This window comes from Planomonospora parontospora, assembly GCA_014647935.1.
Taxonomy (GTDB): Bacteria; Actinomycetota; Actinomycetes; order Streptosporangiales; family Streptosporangiaceae; genus Planomonospora; species Planomonospora parontospora.
The window spans coordinates 1-17,279 of sequence record BMQD01000027.1 but is presented as its reverse complement, the minus strand read 5'-3'; the positions used below and the strand labels follow the sequence as shown (position 1 = coordinate 17,279).

At 75.2% G+C, this 17,279-nt stretch carries 16 protein-coding genes and 1 pseudogene; 4 read left to right on the top strand and 13 right to left on the bottom strand.

Going from position 1 to position 17,279, the window contains the following annotated elements:
- Nucleotides 1-46: 46 nt before the first annotated feature.
- A complete protein-coding gene (locus IEZ07_RS29795; protein ID WP_191897827.1) occupies nucleotides 47-487 on the top strand; it encodes a MarR family winged helix-turn-helix transcriptional regulator in 441 nt (146 codons plus the stop codon).
- A gap of 66 nt (nucleotides 488-553) precedes the next feature.
- On the opposite strand, the gene IEZ07_RS29790 is transcribed toward IEZ07_RS29795, so the two are convergent.
- The 7 genes from IEZ07_RS29790 to IEZ07_RS29760 all read right to left on the bottom strand — a co-directional run bounded on the left by IEZ07_RS29790 (nucleotide 554) and on the right by IEZ07_RS29760 (nucleotide 8,219).
- Nucleotides 554-1,747 carry a lipid-transfer protein gene (locus IEZ07_RS29790; RefSeq protein ID WP_191897826.1) on the bottom strand — a complete coding sequence of 398 codons (1,194 nt, stop codon included), beginning with the start codon at nucleotides 1,745-1,747 and terminating at the stop codon, nucleotides 554-556.
- Nucleotides 1,744-2,301 (bottom strand): MaoC family dehydratase, encoded by a 558-nt coding sequence (locus tag IEZ07_RS29785; protein WP_239320937.1) that lies wholly within the window; start codon nucleotides 2,299-2,301, stop codon nucleotides 1,744-1,746. Before IEZ07_RS29785 ends, IEZ07_RS29790 begins: the two co-directional genes overlap by 4 nt.
- Nucleotides 2,298-3,662, bottom strand: coding sequence for an acyl-CoA dehydrogenase family protein (locus IEZ07_RS29780; RefSeq protein ID WP_301549363.1), 1,365 nt, complete (start codon nucleotides 3,660-3,662; stop codon nucleotides 2,298-2,300). Before IEZ07_RS29780 ends, IEZ07_RS29785 begins: the two co-directional genes overlap by 4 nt.
- Complete coding sequence (locus IEZ07_RS29775; RefSeq protein ID WP_191897824.1) at nucleotides 3,662-4,798, bottom strand: bifunctional MaoC family dehydratase N-terminal/OB-fold nucleic acid binding domain-containing protein; 1,137 nt, start codon at nucleotides 4,796-4,798, stop codon at nucleotides 3,662-3,664. Before IEZ07_RS29775 ends, IEZ07_RS29780 begins: the two co-directional genes overlap by 1 nt.
- A complete protein-coding gene (locus IEZ07_RS29770; RefSeq protein WP_191897823.1) occupies nucleotides 4,795-5,961 on the bottom strand; it encodes an acyl-CoA dehydrogenase family protein in 1,167 nt (388 codons plus the stop codon). The genes IEZ07_RS29775 and IEZ07_RS29770 overlap by 4 nt, the downstream gene beginning before the upstream one ends.
- 38 nt (nucleotides 5,962-5,999) lie before the next feature.
- The gene (locus IEZ07_RS29765) at nucleotides 6,000-7,247 is read right to left on the bottom strand and encodes an NADH:flavin oxidoreductase (RefSeq protein ID WP_191897822.1); all 1,248 of its coding nucleotides are present in this window, start codon (nucleotides 7,245-7,247) and stop codon (nucleotides 6,000-6,002) included.
- A 126-nt stretch (nucleotides 7,248-7,373) separates the two neighbouring features.
- Nucleotides 7,374-8,219 carry an SDR family NAD(P)-dependent oxidoreductase gene (locus IEZ07_RS29760; protein ID WP_301549362.1) on the bottom strand — a complete coding sequence of 282 codons (846 nt, stop codon included), beginning with the start codon at nucleotides 8,217-8,219 and terminating at the stop codon, nucleotides 7,374-7,376.
- A 226-nt stretch (nucleotides 8,220-8,445) separates the two neighbouring features.
- On the opposite strand from IEZ07_RS29760, the gene casG reads away from it, so the two are divergent.
- Nucleotides 8,446-10,248: a steroid-24-oyl-CoA synthetase gene (casG, locus tag IEZ07_RS29755; protein ID WP_191897821.1), complete on the top strand. Its 1,803-nt coding sequence runs from the start codon at nucleotides 8,446-8,448 to the stop codon at nucleotides 10,246-10,248.
- Here the strand turns inward: casG and IEZ07_RS29750 are convergent.
- The gene (locus tag IEZ07_RS29750; protein ID WP_191897820.1) at nucleotides 10,232-11,392 is read right to left on the bottom strand and encodes a steroid 3-ketoacyl-CoA thiolase; all 1,161 of its coding nucleotides are present in this window, start codon (nucleotides 11,390-11,392) and stop codon (nucleotides 10,232-10,234) included. The two genes, casG and IEZ07_RS29750, sit on opposite strands and share 17 nt — an antisense overlap.
- Nucleotides 11,393-11,619: 227 nt before the next feature.
- Between IEZ07_RS29750 and IEZ07_RS29745 the strand changes: the two genes are divergently transcribed.
- Entirely contained in the window at nucleotides 11,620-12,549 is a 930-nt protein-coding gene (locus IEZ07_RS29745; RefSeq protein ID WP_191897819.1) for a 3-oxoacyl-ACP reductase, read from the top strand.
- Here the strand turns inward: IEZ07_RS29745 and IEZ07_RS29740 are convergent.
- The 3 genes from IEZ07_RS29740 to IEZ07_RS29730 all read right to left on the bottom strand — a co-directional run bounded on the left by IEZ07_RS29740 (nucleotide 12,518) and on the right by IEZ07_RS29730 (nucleotide 15,537).
- Complete coding sequence (locus tag IEZ07_RS29740; protein ID WP_191897818.1) at nucleotides 12,518-13,888, bottom strand: MFS transporter; 1,371 nt, start codon at nucleotides 13,886-13,888, stop codon at nucleotides 12,518-12,520. The two genes, IEZ07_RS29745 and IEZ07_RS29740, sit on opposite strands and share 32 nt — an antisense overlap.
- A 161-nt stretch (nucleotides 13,889-14,049) precedes the next feature.
- The gene (locus tag IEZ07_RS29735) at nucleotides 14,050-14,880 is read right to left on the bottom strand and encodes an NmrA family NAD(P)-binding protein (RefSeq protein ID WP_191897817.1); all 831 of its coding nucleotides are present in this window, start codon (nucleotides 14,878-14,880) and stop codon (nucleotides 14,050-14,052) included.
- Nucleotides 14,881-15,027: 147 nt separating this feature from the next.
- The gene (locus IEZ07_RS29730; RefSeq protein WP_191897816.1) at nucleotides 15,028-15,537 is read right to left on the bottom strand and encodes a LysR family transcriptional regulator; all 510 of its coding nucleotides are present in this window, start codon (nucleotides 15,535-15,537) and stop codon (nucleotides 15,028-15,030) included.
- A 62-nt stretch (nucleotides 15,538-15,599) separates the two neighbouring features.
- Here IEZ07_RS29730 and IEZ07_RS29725 point away from each other — a divergent pair, with 62 nt between their 5' ends.
- On the top strand, nucleotides 15,600-16,580 hold the full coding sequence (locus tag IEZ07_RS29725) for an aldo/keto reductase (RefSeq protein ID WP_191897815.1): 981 nt from the start codon (nucleotides 15,600-15,602) through the stop codon (nucleotides 16,578-16,580).
- A gap of 135 nt (nucleotides 16,581-16,715) precedes the next feature.
- Here the strand turns inward: IEZ07_RS29725 and IEZ07_RS29720 are convergent.
- Both IEZ07_RS29720 and IEZ07_RS36025 read right to left on the bottom strand, forming a co-directional pair.
- Nucleotides 16,716-16,847 (bottom strand): annotated as a pseudogene (locus IEZ07_RS29720) (hypothetical protein); the annotation flags it as partial.
- Between the two features lie 20 nt (nucleotides 16,848-16,867).
- Nucleotides 16,868-17,279, bottom strand: a 412-nt coding sequence (locus tag IEZ07_RS36025) for an ATP-binding protein (RefSeq protein WP_301549361.1), incomplete at its 5' end; no start/stop codon positions are given.

Below are 17,279 nucleotides of genomic sequence, written 5' to 3'. Positions count from 1 at the left end.
TTGTATATGCATTCGTTGGCCCAGCCAACGATGTAGGGTGGCTGGCGTGGAGGAGACACCCGCACGCCTGGCCGGCAGACCGAGCTGGCTGCTCACCCAGCTCGCGGTGCACGCCCACCGGCTGGCTTCGGACGGCTTCGGCGAGGTGGGCGCGCGCGGATACCACTACCGGATCCTGGCCGCGCTGGCCGAGTTCGGGGTGGCGAGTCAGGCCGAGCTCGGCCGCCGGTGCAACATGGACCGCAGCGACGTGGTGGCGGCGGTCAACGAACTGGCCGGGCGGGGTTTCGTCGAACGGACGCCGGACCCGGACGACCGGAGGCGCAACCTGGTGACCCTCACCCCGGCGGGTGAGGGACAGCTGCGGCGCATGGACCGGGCGCTCGACAAGGTGCAGGAGGACCTGCTCGAGCCGCTTCCCGCCGAGGAGAGGCGGACCTTGGCCGACCTGCTCACCCGGCTGCTCGCGCACCACCGGCGGGGATGAGCACCGGCCGCCGGCGGCGCGCGTGCGTCCGCCCGGCCTCCGTGACGCCTCCGCGAGCGCCCGCGCTCACCTGTCCGGGCCCAGGATGAGCCCGCTGGTGGGCACGCCCGTGCCCGCGGTGACGATCACGTCGCCGGGCGCGGCGGGCTGGTTGACCGAGGTGCCGCGGACCAGGCGCACGGCCTCGGCGATGCCGTTCATGCCGTGCAGGTAGGCTTCGCCGAGCTGGCCGCCGTGGGTGTTGCAGGGCAGCCGCCCGCCGAGCTCCAGATGCCCGTCGGCGATGAAGTGCCTGGCCTCTCCCCTGGCGCAGAAGCCGAGCTCCTCCAGCTGCGGGAGCACCAGCGGGGTGAAGTGGTCGTACAGGACCGCCGCGCCGACGTCGTCCGGGCCCAGGCCGCTCTGCGCGTACAGCTCCCGGCCGACCAGTCCCAGCTCCGGGATGCCGGTGATCGACGGCCGGTAGTAGCTGGTCATCATGTGCTGGTCCACGCCGGAGCCCTGCGCCGCCGCGCGGACGACCGCGGGCGGGTGCGGCAGGTCGCGGGCCCGCTCGGCCGAGACGACGACCAGGGCCTGGCCGCCGTCGCTCTCCTGGCAGCAGTCCAGCAGGCGCAGCGGCTCGGCGATCCAGCGGGAGGCCTGGTGGTCGGCGAGGGTGATCGGCCGCCCGTGGAACCAGGCGGCCGGGTTGACCGCCGCGTGCTTCCTGTCCACCACGGCGACCCGGCCGAAGTCCTCGCTGGTGGCGCCGTACTCGTGCATGTAGCGGCGGGCGAACATCGCGACCCACTGGGCGGGCGTGGACAGGCCGAAGGGGGTGATCCAGGAGTAGGCCGCGCCGTCGGCGCCGGTGTCCGCCGGCCGGTCCGCCTGGCCGAGGCCGTAGCGCACGCCGGAGCGCTCGTTGAAGGCGCGGTAGCAGACGACGACGTCGGCGACACCGGCGGCGACGGCCAGCGCGGCCTGCTGGACGGTGCCGCAGGCGGCCCCGCCGCCGTAACCGACCCGGGAGAAGAACCGCAGCTCGCCGATGCCGGTGCTGCGGGCGACGTGGATCTCGGAGTTGGTGTCGGCGGTGAACGTCACCAGCCCGTCGACGTCGGACGGTTCCAGCCCGGCGTCGGCGACGGCGGCCAGCACCGCCTCGCAGGCCAGCCGGAGCTCGCTGCGCCCGGAGTCCTTGGAGAACTCGGTGGCGCCGATGCCGGCGATCGCGGCGGCGCCGGAGAGCGGTCCGGGACGGTCGCGCCGGGTCATGCGGCGCCGTCCTTCCCCGGTCGACGTCCCCCGCCGTACAGCCCGCCCTCCGGGCGACCGGCGTCCCCCGGAGGACCTGTGTTCTCCGGAGGACCGCCCTCCCGGCCGGCGGGACCGGCTCCGGAGCGGCCGCCGCGCGGGAGCCGTACGACGACGGTGCCCGTCACGTGGGCGCCCAGGCCGTTGGCGCCGCGGACGGCCACCTCGACCCGGCCGTCCCCGTCGTCCTTGGCCGTGACGGCGCCGGTCAGCACCATGGTGTCGCCCGGGTGGTTGGGCGCGCCGAGCCGGATCCTGATGGCCGTGACGACGGCGGCGGGCCCCGCCCACGCGGTGACGAACCGTTCGACCAGGCCGTTGGTGGTCAGGATGTTCATGAAGACGTCCTTCGAGCCCCGGGCGACCGCCAGCTCGGGATCGTGGTGCACGTCCTGGTAGTCGCGGGTGGCGATCGCGGTCGCGACGATCATGGTCCTGGTCAGCGGGATCACCAGCTCCTCCAGCGTGTCGCCCACCGCGACCTCGTCGTACGTCCTGGAGCGCGGCGGGGTCACGACGCCGCCCTCCCGTCCGCCAGCGCATCGCCGAGCCGGGCCAGTACGGCGCTCGCCCCGCCCAGGGTGCCGGCTATCTGTCGTCCCCACAGGAAGTGGCGGTGCACCGGGTAGTCGACGTCGACGCCGATCCCACCGTGCACGTGCTGGACCCGGTGGACCACGTTCAGCCCGGCCTCCGCGGCCCACCACTCCGCGACCGCGACCGGCACGGCCGCCGCCTCGGGCTCCTCCCCGATCGCGCAGACGGCCCGCCAGAGGCAGACCCGCATGGCGTCGAGCTCGATGTAGCAGTCGGCGAGCTGGTGCTGGACCGCCTGGAACGTGGCCAGCGGGCGGCCGAACTGCTCCCGCGCGGCGAGGTGGCCGGCGGCCAGCCGCAACGCGCCCTCGGCGACGCCCAGCTGGAGGGCGGCCAGGGCGACCGAAGCGAGCTCGACGGTGCGCTCGACGGCCCCCGCACCGGGGAGGCCGACCGCCTGCGCGGCCGCCCCGGTCAGCACCAGGTTGCCGGCGAGGTCCCGGCTCGTGGTCTCGACCCGCTCCCAGGCGACGCCATCGGCCCTGCCGGACCCGCCGGTACGGTCGGCACCGTCCGCCCGGTCGGCCCGGTCGGCCCGGTCGGCCCGGTCGGCTTCGGGGCCTTCGGCGGCGCGGTCGGCGCGGTCGGCGCGGTCGGCGCGGTCGGCGCGGTCGGCGCGGTCGGCGCGGTCGGCGCGGTCGGCGCGGTCGGCGCGGTCGGCGTGGCCGGTCCGGTCGGCGTGGCCGGCGTGGCCGGTCCGGTCGGCGTGGCCGGTCCGGTCGGTTCCGGTGGCGACCAGGAACAGGCCGGTCCCGGTCTCGGCGGTCGCGGAGACGAGCACGTGGGCGGCCCCGGAGGGCGAGGGCACGACCGCCTTCACACCCGTCAGCCGCCAGCCGCCGTCCGCGCTCCCGTCCGGCCGGGCCGTGCACTCCGGCGCGCGCGGGTCGTGCGGGCCGAACTCCTCCAGCGCCACGGTGAGCCGCGCCGACCCGTCCGCGATCCCCGGCAGCAGGTCGCGGCGCTGCTCCGCCGTACCGTGCGCGGCGACCGCGAGCGCACCGACGAGCGCCGGCCAGACCGGTACGGGGGCCACCCGGCGGCCCTGCTCCTCCAGCAGGACGCAGAGCGCGGCCGGTCCCAGCCCGGCGCCGCCGTACTCCTCGGGCAGGGCGACGCCGAGCAGGCCGGTCTTGGCCAGCTCGGTCCAGAGGTCCTCGTCGATCCGGTCCGGGGAGCCCTCGACGGCGCGGACCCGTTCGGTGGCGGCGCGGTCGGTGAAGACCTCCCGCGCCAGGTCGCGGACCGCCTCCAGTTCCTCGCCGAGGGTGAAGTCCATCAGTGCTCCTCCTGTCCGGCCGGCCGGAACACCGGGAGCGACAGATCGGGGTCGGGGTCGATCCAGTCGAGGACGACGGGCATGCCGATCTCGACGGCCTCGGGGGCGAGGCCGGTCAGGCCGGTGACGAGCCGGATGCCTTCGGCGAGTTCGACGAGGGCGACGACCAGCGGGAACTCGAAGGCGGGGTGGCGCGGGTGGTGGTTGACCACGTAGCTGTACACGTGTCCGCGGCCGGAGGCCTCGGCGGTGTCCCAGTCGAAGGAGCCGCACCGCGGGCAGCAGGGGCCGGGCGGGTGCCGGAGGGCCTTGCACCCGGTACAGCGCTGGATCACCAGCCGGTGCCCGCGGGCGGCCTCGAACCAGAACGCGTTGTCCCGGTTGAGCGCGGGCCGGGGCCGCAGCGCTCCGGGTCCCCCGTCCCGGCGGGCCTCGGCTCCGGGTTCCCCCGCGGAAGCCTCGGCGGGTTCCTTCCCGCCCTGCCCGGGCTGTTCCCGGGGCCCTTCCCCGTCCGGGCCTCCGCCGGGTCTCCTCGCGGGGTCGAACCACAGGATGCGCCAGCGCTGGACGGCCACGACCTCGCCGCCGCCGTCGCGGTAGGTCTTCAGCGTGGTCACGAAGCGCCCCGCACCCAGGGCGGTGGTCTTCTCCGGGGAGATCGACTCGACGACCTCCTCGACGCCGACGCGGTCCCCGGGGACGAGCTCCCGGTGGAACTCGAACTCCGAGTCGGTCGCCACCACCGAGGTGTATCCGCCCTCCTCCAGCAGGGTGAGCAGCTCACCGTAGGCGCCTGTCCGCTGCGACCTCCTGGCGGCGTACCCCGGCATCGTCCAGGCCTGGACCATGGAGGCGGGGGCGACGACGCCGGGCCTGCCCGCGGCGCGGGCCGCCGCCTCGTCGAGGTGGACCGGGTTGCCGTCCTCCATCGCCTCGACCCAGTGCCGGATCATCGGCAGGTTGACCGGGTCCGGACCGAGCCGGAGCGGGGACAGCTCCCGTCCGGTGAACGCCTGCAGCCGCTCCTTGTAGTCGTCCGCGCGGCCCCCCGGCGACGCGTGGCCGTCCGCGCGGCCCCCCGGCGTCTCGGGGCCCGGTCCCGCGGACGCCGCCGGACCGCCGATCCGCCCGCTCATGCGGCGCGTCCCCGCCGGGGCAGGCCCAGCCCCTGGGTCGCGACCATGTCCCTGAGGACCTCGTTGACACCGCCGCCGAAGGTGTTGACGATGCCCTGCCTGGACAGCTGCTCGATCTGCCCGGCGAGCACCGCGCCGGGCGACTCCGGGCGGATCCGGCCGGCCGCGCCGAGGATCCCGGTCAGCGTCCGCTGCACGTCGATGTGGGTCTCGGTGCCGTAGACCTTGGCCGCGCCCGCGTCCGCGCCGGAGAGCACGCCCCGCTCGACCGCTCCGGCCATCTTCCAGTTCAGCAGGCGCATCGCCTCCAGCCGGGCGTGGGCGCGGGCGAGGTCGCGCCGTACCCAGGGCAGGTCGAGCGCACCGTTCTCCCCCGCCCAGGCGAGGACGTCCTCCCAGAGCCGGATCATCCGCCCGCCGAGCGCCGCCAGACCGATCCGCTCGTGGTTGAGCTGGGTGGTGATCAGGCCCCAGCCGCCGTCGACCTCGCCGACGACCGCGCTCGCGGGCACCCGCACGCCGCTGTAGTAGGTGGCGGTCACGGTCATCCCGCCGACCGTCCGGATGGGGCTCCAGGAGAAGCCGGGAGCGCTGGTGGGAACGATCAGGATCGAGATGCCCCGGTGCTTCGGGGCGCCGGGGTCGGTACGGCAGGCCAGCCAGATGTGGTCGGCGGTGTTCGCGCCGCTGGTGAAGACCTTGGCCCCGTCGACGACGAACTCGTCGCCGTCGCGGACCGCGCGGGTCGTCAGCGACGCCAGGTCGGTTCCGGCGCCGGGCTCGGTGTAGCCGATGGCGAAGACGACGTCGCCGGAGAGGATGCCGGGCAGGAAGCGCCGGCGCTGCTCCTCGGAGCCGTGGCGCATCAGCGTGGGGCCGACCGTGTTGACGGTGACGAACGGGAACGGGATCCCGGCCCGCTGGACCTCGTCGAAGAAGACGTACTGGTCCTCGGCCGACCGGCCCTGCCCGCCGTACTCGACCGGCCAGCCGAGGCCGAGCCAGCCGTCGGCGCCGAGCCGGCGGACCACCTCGCGGAAGCGGTCCCCGCCCACGCCCTCCTCGCCCGCGCGGCGGCGCTCGTCCTCCGGCAGCAGGTCCGCGAAGTAGCTCCGCAGCTCCGTGCGGAGCCGCCGTTGCGCGGCGGTCTCCCGCAGGTCCATGTCCGCTCTCCTTCCCGAGAAGTCGCCCGCCGCCGTTTTCAGGGGGCGGTGGCCCGCGTGCCCGCGCCGCCCGCGGCGGGGCCGCGCGGGGCCGGTGGATCGTCGAGCACGCAGCGGGTGCCGCCGTAGATCGCCGCCATGCACTTGTTGCAGTGCACGCACGAGGATTCGGTTCCCGCGTCGGCCCGGATCCGCTCGACCAGGTCCGGTTCGCGCAGCAGCGCCCGGGCCATGGCGACGAACTGGAACCCCTCCCGCATCGCCCGGTCCATGGTCCGCCGGTTCGTGATCCCGCCGACCAGGACCAGCGGCAGGTCCACCGCCGCGCGGATCCGCCGCGCGTCCTCGAGCAGGTAGGCGTCCCGGTAGGGGTAGTCGCGCAGGAGCAGCCCGCCGAACAGCCGGACGCCGAGCCGCAGCGGCGGGCGCATGGCCGCGGCGAACTCCTTCAGCGGCGCCTCGCCCCGGAACACGTACATGGGGTTGAGCAGCGAGCTGCCGGCGGTGAGTTCGAGGGCGTCCAGGGAGCCGTCCCGCTCCAGCAGGCGGGCGACCTCGGCCGCCTCGTCGATCCGGAGGCCGCCGCGCACCCCGTCGTCCATGTTCAGCTTCGCCAGGACCGCCATCCGGCCGCCGGTCGCGTCGCGGACCGCGCGGGCGGTCTCCAGGCAGAGGCGGGCCCGGCCCGCCAGGTCGCCGCCGTAGGAGTCGGTGCGGCGGTTGAGCCGCGGGCTCAGGAAGGAACTGGCCAGGTAGTTGTGCCCGAGGTGGATCTCGACGGCGTCGAATCCCGCCTCGGCGGCCATCGCCGCCGCACCGGCGTGGGCGCGCACGATCCGGGTGAGGTCGTCGCGGGTCGCCGCCCTGGTGAAGGTCGCGGTGGCGGCGTGGAAGCGCCTGCTCGGCGCGAGGGCGGGCGCGCGGTTGGAGCGGGGGTCGGCGACCGGTCCGGCGTGGCCGATCTGCGCGGATACCGCCGCCCCCTCGGCGTGCACGGCCTCGGTCAGCCTGCGCAGGCCGGGCAGCGCCTCGGGGCGCCACACGATCTGCCGCCGGTCCGTCCGGCCCTCGGGAGCGACCGCGCAGTAGGCGACCGTGGTCATCCCGACGCCGCCGGCCGCGTGCCGGACGTGGAACGCGATGAGCTCGTCGGTGACCAGGCCCTTCCTGGTGAGCCCTTCGTAGGTGGCCGCCTTGATGACGCGGTTGCGCAGGGCCACCGGCCCGAGCCTCGCCGGGGCGAGCACGTCCGGGACGTCACCGCCGGGGGGTGCTGTGCCGGTCAAGGGGTCCTCCGTCCGCGCACCCGGTCGGGCGGCGCCGTCGACGTTAACCGGCAGGACCGCCCGGCTCCCGGACCGGTCCCGCTGACCGGGAGCGCCGCCGGTACAGGGATCCGCCGGAGACGGTCGTCAGCCGAAGTTGGCCTGCCCACCGTCGAGCGGGACGGTGGCGCCGGTGAGGTAGCGCATGCCGGGGCCGACGAGCGCCACCACCGCCCGCCCGATGTCCTCCTCGCAGTCCCCGACGTAGCCGAGCGGGATCGTCCTGCGGAACTCCTCCGCCTCCGCGGGGTTGGCCTCCATCCACCACCGCAGTCCCGGGGAGAGCGCGTGCGGGGCGATGGAGTTGGCGCGGATGCCGTCGGCGCCCCACTCCGCCGCGGCCGTCCGGGTCAGCGACCGGATGGCCTGCTTGGCGGCGGCGTAGGCGCCGTAGGTGCTCGGGTCCCAGCGGACCATGGCCGAGCTGACCAGGTTGACGATGCTGCCGCCGCCCCGCCGTTTCAGGTGCGGGTGGCAGGCCCGCATGAAGGCGAAGGCGGCGAAGGGACCGCTGCGGAAGCCCCGCTGGAAGTCGTCGTCGCCCATCGCGAGCAGCGGGCCGAACGCACCCGAGTAGGCGTTGTTGACCAGGATGTCGATCCCGCCGAACCGCGCCGCCACCCGCGCCACGACGTCCGGGACGGCATCGGTGTCGCTCACGTCGCACGGGAACGGCTCCGCCTCCGCCCCGCGTTCGCGGATCAGCCCGCAGGTCTTCTCCAGCTTGGCCGGGGTCCGGCCGAGCACCGCGACGGACGCGCCCTCCGAGGCGAGGGCGAGCGCGATGCCCCGCCCCACCCCCTGCCCGGCTCCGGTCACGATCGCGGTCTTCCCGTCGAGGCTTCCCACCCGGTCTCCCATCTCGCTGCAGCCGCCGCCGACCCGCAATGGTGGGGCGGCGGCACTCCCCCGGTGGTGGGAGGTCCCGCTCACCGGGAGCCCCCTCCCGGCGCACGGCGGACGGCGCCGCGCGGCGGTCCCGGTGACCGGGACTCCTCGTCCCGCACCGCCGCCGGCGGTCACAATGGGCGGCCGGAAGCGCGTACCGGGCCGCGCGCACGACCCCGTACCGGGCCACGGACACGACCCCGTACCGGTCGGCGCCCATGACCGAGTTCCGGGCGGGGCCTTCCCGGTCCGGCGGGAGGAAGGGGAGACGGTGACCGTACCTGCGGACCCGAGAGCCGCCGCGGTGGAGATCATGGCGCGGCTGACCGGCCCCGGCGGCGAGTTCGAGCTGGTCGAGGAGGAGGTGCTCGGCTCGCGGATGCGGGTGTTCGCCCACCGGCACGGGAACCTCGGCGAGGTGCTCGCCGCGTCGGCCCGGTTCGGCGACCGCGACTACGTGGTGACCGAGCACGAGCGGCTGAGCTTCGCCGCGCACGCCGTACGGGCCGCGTCGCTGGCGCGGGCGCTCCGCCAGGAGTACGGCGTGCGCGCGGGCGACCGCGTCGCGATCGTCGCGGCCAACTCCCCCGCCTGGATCGTCGCGTTCTGGGCCACGGTCGCGCTGGGCGCCGTCGCCGTGGGCTGCAACGCCTGGTGGACGCGGCGCGAGATCGCGTACGCGCTGGAGCACGCCGGGCCGAAGGTGGTCGTCGCGGACGCCGGGCGGGCGGCGGCGGTCGGGGACGGCCTGCGGGACATCGTCGGGGGCGGCGGCAACGGCGCCCGGGGCGGTCCGGCCGTCCTGAGCATCGAGGAGGACGTCCCCCGCCTGGCCGCCCTGTTCCCGGACGCGGTCCCGCCGGAGTGCGGCGCCGCCGAGGACGATCCGGCGGTCATCCTGTACACCAGCGGGACGTCCGGGCGGCCGAAGGGGGCGGTGCACTCGCACCGGAACCTCACCTCGGTCATCGAGTACCACCGGCTCAACGACGCCGTGGCCCGCGCGTTCGGCGACCCGGCCGATCCGGCCGACAAACGTCACCTGCTGGCGCTGCCGCTGTTCCACATCGCCGGCCTGCACAACCTGGCCGTGCCGCGCCTGGCGACCGGCAGCGCCGTCGTCATGCACCTGGGCGCCTTCGACGTGGAGCGGGTGCTGCGGCTGATCGAGCGGGAGCGGGTCACCAACTGGGGCGCGGTGCCCACCATGGCGCACCGGCTGGTCGAGCACGGTGACCTGTCGGGGTACGACCTTTCGTCGCTGACCGCCTTCGCCCTGGCCTCCGCGCCGTCCTCGCCCGCGTTCAAGGAGCGGCTGAGGGCGGCCCTGCCGGTCGCGCGGCACGCCCTGGTCGACAGCTACGGGCTGACCGAGTCCTCGACCGCCGTCTCGGTGGCCACGCCCGCGGACCTCGCGGAGGCGCCCGGCACGCTGGGCCGTCCCGTCGCGACCGTGCAGCTGGAGATCCGCGGCCCGGACGGCGGAGCGCTGCCCGAGGGCGAGGAGGGCGAGGTCTGCGTGCGCAGTCCGTTCAACATGCTCGGCTACTGGCGGGACCCGGAGGCCACCCGGAGCGCGCTCCGCGAGGACCGGTGGCTGCACACCGGTGACATCGGCACGGTCGAGGGGGGACGGCTCCGCCTCACCGGCAGGCGCTCCGACCTGATCATCCGCGGCGGGGAGAACGTCTACCCCGCCGAGGTGGAGGGCGTCCTGGCGGAGCACCCCGGCGTCCGCGAGTGCGCCGTCGTCGGCGTGCCCCATCCGGACCTGGGCCAAGAGGTCGTGGCGGTGGTCGTCACCGGTGGCGGGCGGCCGATCGGCGAGGACGAGCTGCGGGCGTACGCCGCGGAGCGGCTGGCCTACTTCAAGGTCCCGGCCAGGTGGCGGATCACCGCCGCCCCCCTCCCCCGCAACGCGACCGGCAAGGTGGTCCGCCCCGAGGTCGAGCGCTCCGCCGCCGGAACGGCCGGGAGCACCGGGAGCGCCGGAGATCCAGGAGACGCCGGAGGCCCGGGAAGCCCGGGAGGCCGGATCGCGGGAGCCGGTGGGGCCGTCAGATCCGCTCGATGACGGTGGCCGTGGCGTGGGCGCCGCCGGCGCACATGGTGACCAGGGCGGTCGACCGGTCCGACCGCTCCAGCTCGTGCAGGGCCTGGGTGACCAGCCGGGCGCCGGTGGCGCCGACCGCGTGCCCGAGGGCGATCGCGCCGCCGTTCACGTTGACCCGGTCCAGGTCGGCCTTGTGGACCCGGGCCCAGGAGAGCACCACCGAGGCGAACGCCTCGTTGATCTCCACCAGGTCGATGTCGGACAGCGTCATCCCGGCCGCGCGGAGCACGTGCTCGGTGGCCTGCACCGGCCCGTCCAGGTGGTAATAGGGGTCGGAGCCGACCATGCCCGAGGCCACGATGCGGGCCCGGGGCCGGAGTCCGAGGGCGCGGGCCCTGTCCGCGCTCGTCAGGAGCACGGCCGCCGCACCGTCGCTGATCTGCGAGGTGGTGCCGGCCGTGTGCACGCCGCCGGGCAGGACGGGCTTCAGCTTCGCCAGGGCCTCGGCGCTCGTCTCGCGCAGCCCCTGGTCGCGGGTGACGACGGCGGTCTCACCCGTCGGCCCCTCCGGGCCCACGACGGGCGCCTCGACCGGGACGATCTGGCCGTCGAACCGCCCTTCGGCCCACGCGGCGGCGGCGCGGCGCTGCGAGGCCAGGCCGAGGGCGTCGGTGTCGGCGCGGGTGATCCCCCGTCTCTTCGCGATGCGCTCGGCGGCGGTGAACTGGTCGGGCATGTCCACCGACCAGCCCTCCGGGCGGGGGCTGCCGGTCTCGGGGGTGATCGCCTGTCCGAGGAAGACGCGGCTCATGGACTCGACCCCGCAGCCGATCCCGGCGTCGATGGCACCGGACGCGATCAGCCCGGCGACGAGGTGGACGGCCTGCTGGGAGGAGCCGCACGCGCAGTCGATCGTCGTGCAGGCCGTGCCGTACGGCAGGCCGGCGTGCAGCCAGGCCTGGCGGGTGACGTTGTTCGACTGCTCCCCCGCCTGGGTGACGCAGCCGCCGACGACCTGACCGATCCCGGCCGGATCCACTCCGGCGCGCTCCAGCAGGCCCTTCTGGACGAGCCCGAGCAGCTCGGCCGGGTGCAGCCCGGACAGCGCGCCCCTGCGGCGGCCGACCGGCGTGCGCGCGACGTCGACGATGACGGCTTCGGCCATGGCTTCTCCTCGTTTCGGTCGGTCCCGCCGGAGGGACGCACGGGCGGGCAGGAGGCCGGGACCGGCCCGCGGACCGGCCCGCCGGGCCCGGCTCCACGGCGCGAGGCTAGAACGGATTCCCTTTCCACACGACCCGGGTCCCACTGAGTGGTGCGGTACCGCCGATCGGACGGGAACGCGTACTAGTTTTCCCTCCACCGTGACCGCGCACGACGGGAGCCGAGGACATGAGCGTGGACGTCACCCTGGAGGGCAGGACCGCCGTCGTCACCGGCGCGGGCGCCGGACTCGGCCGCAGCGAGGCGCTGGCGCTGGCCCGGCGCGGCGCGAACGTCGTCGTCAACGACGTCGGGCCGGGCGCCGGCGACGTCGCCGCCGAGATCGAGGTGCTCGGCCGCAGGGCCGTCGCGGTGACCGGCGACGTCGGCGAGTGGTCCACCGGCGGGCTTCTCGTGCGGACCGCCGTGGAGGCCTTCGGCGGCCTGGACATCGTGGTGAACAACGCGGGCGTGCTCCGCGACCGGATGTTGTTCAACCTCACCGAGTCCGACTGGGACGAGGTCGTCCGCGTCCACCTCAAGGGCCACGCCGCGGTGTCGCGCGCGGCGGCCGCGCACTGGCGCGCGGCGAGCAAGGCCGCCGGCGGGCCGGTCTACGGGCGCGTCGTCAACACCTCCTCCGAGGCGTTCCTCTTCGGCTCCCCGGGCCAGCCGAACTACGCCGCCGCCAAGGCCGGCATCACCGCGCTGACCCTCGCGACCGCCCAGGGCCTGGCCCGGTACGGCGTGCGCGCCAACGCGATCTGCCCCCGGGCCCGCACCGCCATGACGGCGGGCGTGTTCGGTGAGAGCGCGCCCGCCGGCGGGCCCGACCCCCTGGACCCGGACCGGGTGGGGACCTTCGTGAGCTACCTGGCCTCCCCCGCGGCGGACGGGATCAACGGCCAGGTGTTCGTCGTCTACGGCGACATGGTCGCCCTCCTGGCGCCGCCGACGGTGGAGCGGAGGTTCACCGCCGCCGGCGGCGCGTTCTCGGTCGAGGAGCTCGACGGGCTGCTCACGCCCTACTTCGGCGGACGCGGGCCGCAGGAGACCTTCGCCGCCCACGATGTGGCGCTGCTCGACGCTACGGGAGCGGGGAGCGCCCCCTCCTCCTGAGCGCGCCCCGTACCGGCACGAGCGCGAGGAGCCCGTACGGCACGGCGAACAGCGCGAAGACGACGCCGTGCCCGGCGAACGCGGAGGCGGCGGCGTAGAGCCCGTAGACGAGGACCGTCGCCAGTCCCGTGCCCAGGCTCGCCAGGGAGGTCACCGTCGCGCGGCTCGGTCCGGTGATCCCGTCCTGCAGCCGCGCGTCGGCCGTCACGCTCGCCAGCTGGAAGACGCAGAAGGCCACGGCGACCGCGGCGAGCCCTCCGGGGCGCCCGCTCAGCGCGCCGCCGGCCAGGGCGAGCGCGCCGAACCCGAGCAGCGCCGCGAACCCCCGGGCGCCCAGCCGTTGCCCGGCCCCGGCGAGCAGGGCGCCGGCCGTCACGCCCGACCAGACCAGCAGCACCCAGAGCGGTACGGCGGGCTCGGGGACGCCGGTCTCCTGCGCGAGCAGGGCGACGTACTCCTCCAGCGCGCCCCAGACGGCCGCCGTCGCGGGGACGAGCAGCAGCGCCCGCCGTACGGAGCGGTCGCCCCGCACCTCGGCCAGGCCCGCGCGCAGGACCGCGGCGTACCGGCGGAGGCCGTCCGGGCCGTCCTCATCCGGGCCGTCCTCCTCATCCGGACCGGTCGGACCGGTCGGTTCCGGCGAATCGACCGAATCACCCGGACAGGCCGGATCGGTCCGGCCTGCCGGAGCGCCCTGGACGCCCGGAGCGCCCTGGACGTTCGGATCCCCGGCCCGGACCGGGGAACACCGCGCGCGGTGCTCGGGGAACGCCAGCCCCGCGGCCGCGCAGAGCAGGCAGGCGAGCACGCTCGCCGCACCCAGCGCCCCGTGGCCGCCGACGGCGAGCACCGGGCCCGCGGCCGCGGTGGCCGCGGCGACCCCGCACATGCCGGCCACCTCGGCGCGGCCGACGACCCGGGCGTACCGGCCGGCCTCGCCGAGGCGGTCGAGCTCCTCGTACACGAGCGCCTCGAAGGCTCCCGAGGCCATCGCCCCCCGGATCCCCCACAGCACGAAGCCGAGGGCGAACGCCCAGTAGGAGGGGGCGGCGACCCAGAGGGCGTAACCGGCGGCCGCCGGGAGCGGGGCCAGGACCAGCAGCAGCCGGCGCGAGACCGCGTCGGCCCACACGCCGGAGGGGACCTCCAGCACGATGCCGGTCACCGACCAGATGACGAACAGCGAGGAGATCTCGGCGACGGACAGCCCGGTGTCGGCGAACAGCAGGGCGTACACCGGGTACAGCAGGATGAAGTCGTCGAGGAACGTGTAGACGTAGACCGCGGCTGCCAAGCGGCCCGCGCGCGTTCCGGGCGCACGGGAAGAAGAAATGATCATGAGGTCTTTCCCTGGGGGCGATTCGGACGTCCGGAAGCCGGTGCTCCCGGAGGTCCGCGGCAGCGCGCCCCGCGTCGACCTCTAGCGGTGGGTTAATGTCGCCATGTCACGCCCGTGATTCTAGAACCTGCCCGGCGAATCCTCCAGCCGGAGCCACCGGCTCAGCCCGCCGTGACCCGGGGCGCCCGGAAGCGCTCCGCGTGCTCGGCCGCCCACTGCGCGAACGTGCGCGCCGGGCGGCCGGTCACCCGTTCGACGGTGTCGACGACGGTCCTGGAGTCGGCACCGGCGGCGGCGTACCAGCCGATGACGTATTCGGCGTCCGCCCGGGACACACCGGTGGCCGTCAGCCTGTCGACGGCCTGCTCGTGCGTGATCGGCACGAAGGCGATGTCCCGGCCGATCGCCCGGGAAAGGATCGCGATCCTTTCCCGGGGGGTCAGGGATTCGGGCCCGGTGAGGTTGTAGGCCCGCCCCGCGTGGCCGCCGTCGAGCAGCGCGACCGCCGCCACCGCCCCTATGTCGGCCTCGTGGACGAGCGCGCTGGGATGGTCGTACGGCTCGCGCACGACCCCCTCCGTGCGGATCGATTCGGTCCAGGTCAGCGTGTTGGACATGAACTCCTGCGGTTCCAGGCGCGTCCACTCCACACCCGAGTCGGCCACGGCCTGCTCGACCGGCCCCACGAAACCTCCCCACACCACGGTGATGCGCCGCACCCCCGCGTCCACCGCCCGCCGCACCAGCTCGGGCCCGGCCTCGGCGAGCCCCGCCGTCACCGTGACGTGCAACCGGCCGACGCCGTCGAGGGCGGCGCCCAGTTCCTCCGGCGCGGTGTGCGTGCCGGGAACCACCTCGACGCCGGCCGGGAACCGGCCCGCGGCCGCGGCCGGATCACGCGTCAGCGCCCGGACGCGCTCTCCCCGGCGGATCAGCTCCGCCACCACGTGCCGGCCGGTGTTCCCGGTGGCGCCCGTCACCAGTGTCGTCATGGTCGAACTCCTTCCGTCGCCGACGACCCTAGAAGCTCGACTTGACTTGAGGTCAACAAGTCCCGCCCGGCGTCACCCGCGTCGGCCTCTTCGGTGAAGCGGCCCACCGGTGCGCGGTGGGCCACGGGCGGCGTACATGGCCGCCGGTCATGGCAGCGCGCCGAGGAAGGCGCGGACCTGCGGACGGTGGTCGCCCCGGCGCCAGGCGACGGCCGGCCGGACGAAGGCCACGTCGGAGCCGCCGTCGGCCAGCCCCGCGCTCGGATCGGTCCAGTTGACCAGCCGCAGGGAGAGCTCCCAGCCCGGCATGGCCGCCCGGAACCCCCGCAGGGTCTCCTGCTGGATCCCCCGGCCCACGGCGGTCTGCATGCCGACGACCAGGGTGCCGCTGGGCGCGGCCGCCCGCGCGGCCTCGACCCCCGCGTTCCACCGCCCGAGCAGCTCGCGGGCGAAGGGCAGCAGGGCCCGGCCCTGCCGGGTGAGCGCCATCCCGCCGTGCACCCGGTCGAAGAGCGGGAAGCCGAGCTGCCGTTCCAGCGTCCTGAGCTGCTTGGACAGCGCGGGATGCGACACGAACAGCCGGCCCGAGGCGCGGGTGACGTTGAGTTCCTCGGCCACGGCGACGAAGTAGCGCAGCTCGCGCAGGTGCACGTCCATGCCCTCTGGTTATCGCAGGAGATCTTGGACGGCAAGCCGCGGCGGGCCGCAGGATCGTCGGCATGAGGACACGCGAACTCGGGGGCCTGCGGGTCCCGGCGATCGGATTCGGCGCCATGGTGCTCTCCCCGGGCGTCTACGGCGACATCGACGACGACCGCGCGGACAAGGCGATCAGGGCGGCGCTCGACGCGGGCGCGACCCACGTGGACACCAGCGACGCCTACGGAGCGGACGGGCAGAACGAGCGGCTCGTCGGCCGGGCCCTCAGGGGGCGGCGCGAGGAGGTGGTCGTCGCGACGAAGTTCGGCCTGGCCGTACCGGAGGGCGAGAGCGCCCGGGCCTTCCCCGTGGGCTACTCCTTCGGCGAGCTGAGGGTGAACGGCGAGGCGCGGCTGGTGCGCCGCTACGCGGAACGGAGCCTGGCGAACCTGGGGATCGACACGATCGACCTGTACTACGCGCACTATCCGGACCCCGGCGTGCCGATCGAGGAGACGGCCGGAGCGATGGGCGAACTGGTCCGCGACGGCCTGGTCAGGCACCTCGGGCTGTCCAATGTGACCGCCGAGCAGCTCAGAAGGGCACACGCGGTGCACCCGATCGCGGCGGTGCAGAGCGAGTGGTCGATGTGGCGGCCGATCGACGCCGGACTGCTCGCCGCCGCACGTGAGCTGGGCGTCGGGATCGTCGCCTGGAGCCCGCTGGGCAACGGGTTCCTCACCGGTTCCGTGCGGGCCCTGGGCGAGGACGACTTCCGGCGCCACGCGCCGCGCTTCTCCGCCGAGAACCTCGCGGCCAACAACGACCGGTACGCCCCGGTCCGCGATCTGGCGGTCGACCTGGGCGTCACTCCGGCCCAGCTCGCGCTGGCCTGGCTGCTCCACCAGGACGAGCACGTCGTGGCGATCCCCGGCAGCCGCACCCCCGCCCACATCGAGGAGAACGTCGCGGCGGCCGGGTTCACCCTGCACGCCGACACCCTCTCCCGGATCGACGAGGCCCTGGCCGGCTTCGAGGTCACCGGGGGGACGCTGCTGTGACGGACTCCGGTCGCCGCCGCGGCGCCGCGGCGGTGACCGGGATCCGGACCCGGCCGCGAGAATCGGGCGCGCCGCGCCGGCGGCCCCGCCCCAGTCCTGCGGGGCGTTCGAGCGCGGGGCCGGCAGGAGCCGGCAGGCGAGCCGGATGTCGCTCTCGGTGTCGGTGATGGAGGCCCACCCGTTGAGGCTGAACTGCAGCACGCCGTACCAGCACTGCAGCACCGGCCAGCTGGCGACGGCGCTCTCAGCATCGATCAGCTTCACCATCGCCTCGGCGTCGGCCTGGTTCACTGTGGGGCCAGCGGGTCTGCCGGCAGCCGGACGGTGAAGACGGTGCCGCCGCCCTCGCGCGGGGCCGCGGTGATGGCGCCGGCGTGCGCCTCGACGATGGCCCTGGTGATGGCCAGGCCCAGCCCGGTGCCCTTGATCCCGGCCGCCCGCGCGGTGGAGGCGCGGAAGAACCGGGTGAACAGCTGGTCGTACTGCTCGGCCGGGATGCCGATGCCGGTGTCGGCCACCGTCACCACGACCGCTGCGGCCCGCTCCTGCCCGTCCTGCCCGTCCTGCCCGTCCTCCCCTGCGCCGGTGCCGGTGCCGGTGCTGGTGCCGGTGTCGTGGCCGGTGCCGGTGCCGGTGCTGGTGCCGGTGTCGTGGCCGGCGGTGACGGTGACCGTGCCGCCGCCGGGCGTGTACTTGACC